This is a genomic window from Xenorhabdus beddingii, assembly GCF_002127545.1.
GTDB classification, from domain to species: domain Bacteria; phylum Pseudomonadota; class Gammaproteobacteria; order Enterobacterales; family Enterobacteriaceae; genus Xenorhabdus; species Xenorhabdus beddingii.
The window spans coordinates 1-2,228 of sequence record NZ_MUBK01000084.1; the positions used below are offsets into that span (position 1 = coordinate 1).

At 62.8% G+C, this 2,228-nt stretch carries 1 protein-coding gene; it reads right to left on the reverse strand.

Features of this window, described 5'->3' with window-relative positions:
• A partial coding sequence (locus tag Xbed_RS18400) for a non-ribosomal peptide synthetase (protein WP_139837541.1) occupies positions 1-2,228 on the reverse strand: 2,228 nt, incomplete at both ends.

The window sequence follows — 2,228 nt, forward strand, 5'->3', positions numbered from 1 at the left end:
ATCAGGCTGACAATCATCAGCGAATGGCCGCCGAGTTCAAAGAAGTGATCATGGCGACCGACCCGATCCAGTCCCAGCAAATCTTGCCAAATCCGGGCGAGCGCCGTTTCCGTCTCACCGAGCGGGGCTTCATAGCCGCGCGTGATCAGCGCGAACGCATCCGGGGCCGGCAGCGCTTGCCGGTCGAGTTTGCCGTTGGGGGTCAGCGGGAAAGCCTCCAGCGTGACAAAGGCACTGGGCAGCATGTACTCCGCCAGATGCCGGGCGAGCTGCCGGCGCAGGTCGGCGGGAACCAGTTCAACTCCCTCCTGCGGGCGCAGATAGGCCACCAGCCGCTTCTGATCCGCCGTTTTTTCGCCGGAAACCGCTTCACGGGCCAGCACCACCGCCTCGCGCACCCCGGGGCAGCGCATGAGTTGAGCCTCGATTTCACCCGGCTCGATGCGGAAGCCGCGCAGCTTGACCTGAAAGTCGTTGCGGCCAAGGTATTCGAGATTGCCGTCGGCCAGCCAGCGGCCGAGGTCGCCGGTCCGGTACATGCGGGTTCCGGGATTCGGGCTGAACGGATCGGCCAGAAAACGTTTGGCGGTCAGTTCAGGGCGGTTCAGGTAGCCACGGGCCACCCCGGCTCCGGCGATGTACATTTCACCGGTCACGCCAAGGGGAACCGGCTGGCCGTGCGGGTCAAGGATATAGACCCGCAAATCGGCCAGGGGCTGACCAATCAGGCTGCCGCGTCCGGCGTGGATATCGGACGCCGTCAGCTCGCGATAGGTGGCATGGACAGTAATTTCGGTGATGCCATACATATTCACCAGACGGGTTTGCCGGAGCGGATTGCGGGCAATCCACGGTGCCAGCGTATGCAGCTCCAGCGCTTCCCCGCCGAAGATAATCCAGCGCAGTGAATGCGGGGTGGCATCCTGTACGGCCATCAACTGGCGAAAAGCGCTGGGGGTCTGGTTCAGTACCGTGACCTGCTCACGGCACAGCAGCGAATAGAACCGCTGCGGTGAACGGGCGCAGTCTGCCGGAATGACCACCAGCCGGCCCCCGTAAGACAAGGCGCCCCACAATTCCCAGACGGAGAAATCGAAGGCAAAGGAGTGGAACAGGGTCCAGACGTCCTGATCATCAAACCGGAAACGCGGCTGGGTTGCGGCCAGCAGGCGGGTGAGGTGGGCGTGTTCGACCATCACCCCTTTCGGCTGGCCGGTCGATCCCGAGGTGTAAATCACATAGGCCGGATGGCGGGCGGTCAGCCCCGGTACATCCGGATTGTGCGACGGCAGTCCGGTCAGGAAAGAGGCCGGGTTATCGGGGAGATCGTCAAGCAGGACGGTCGGCAGGGCACTGGCGAGTTTGTCGGCTAACGCCGTCTGGGTCAGGATGATCACCGGGGCCGAGTCCGCCAGCATATACGCCAGCCGTTCGGCGGGATAGGCCGGATCAAGCGGCACATAAGCGCCGCCCGCCTTGAGAATGGCGAGTAATCCCACCACCATCTCCGGACTGCGTTCGACACAGATGGCCACCCGATCCGCCGGCCGTACCCCCCGCGCCATCAGATAATGGGCCAGCCGGTTGGCGCGCCCGTTCAGTTCGCCATAGCTCAGGGTTTGCCCCTCAAAAACCAGCGCCATGGCGTCAGGGCGGTGGGCGGCCTGCGCCTCAAAAAGCGGGTGGATCATCTCCGGCGGGAAATCTTCCTGACGGCCATTAAAGCCCAGCAGGTGTTGCCGCTCCGATTCGGGCAGCATGGGCAGCGTGGCAATGGCTTGCGTCTCATCCGCGCCCATGGCGGTCAGTACATTGACTAAATAACCGGCCATGCGTTCAACGGTGGCGGCGTCAAACAGGTCAGTGGCATAGGCCAGCTCGCCCACCAGACCGGCTTCGGTTTCTGTCAGTAACAACGTTAAATCAAAATGGGCGCTCTGGTGGACCGACCCCATCGGTGTCAGCCGGAGTGCGGGTAACGTCAATGCCGGAACCGGGGTGTTGTTCAGGGCCAGCATCACCTGAAAAATCGGGCTGTAGCTTAAGCTGCGCTCAGGCTGCAAGGCTTCCACCACCTGTTCAAAGGGCAGATCCTGATGGGCATAGGCAGCCAGCGCCTGCTCCCGCACCTGCGCCAGTAAATCCGCGACACTGAGACCGTCATGGCAGCGGACGCGCAAGGCCAGGGTATTGACAAAGAAACCGATCAGGCCCTCCAGTTCACGGTG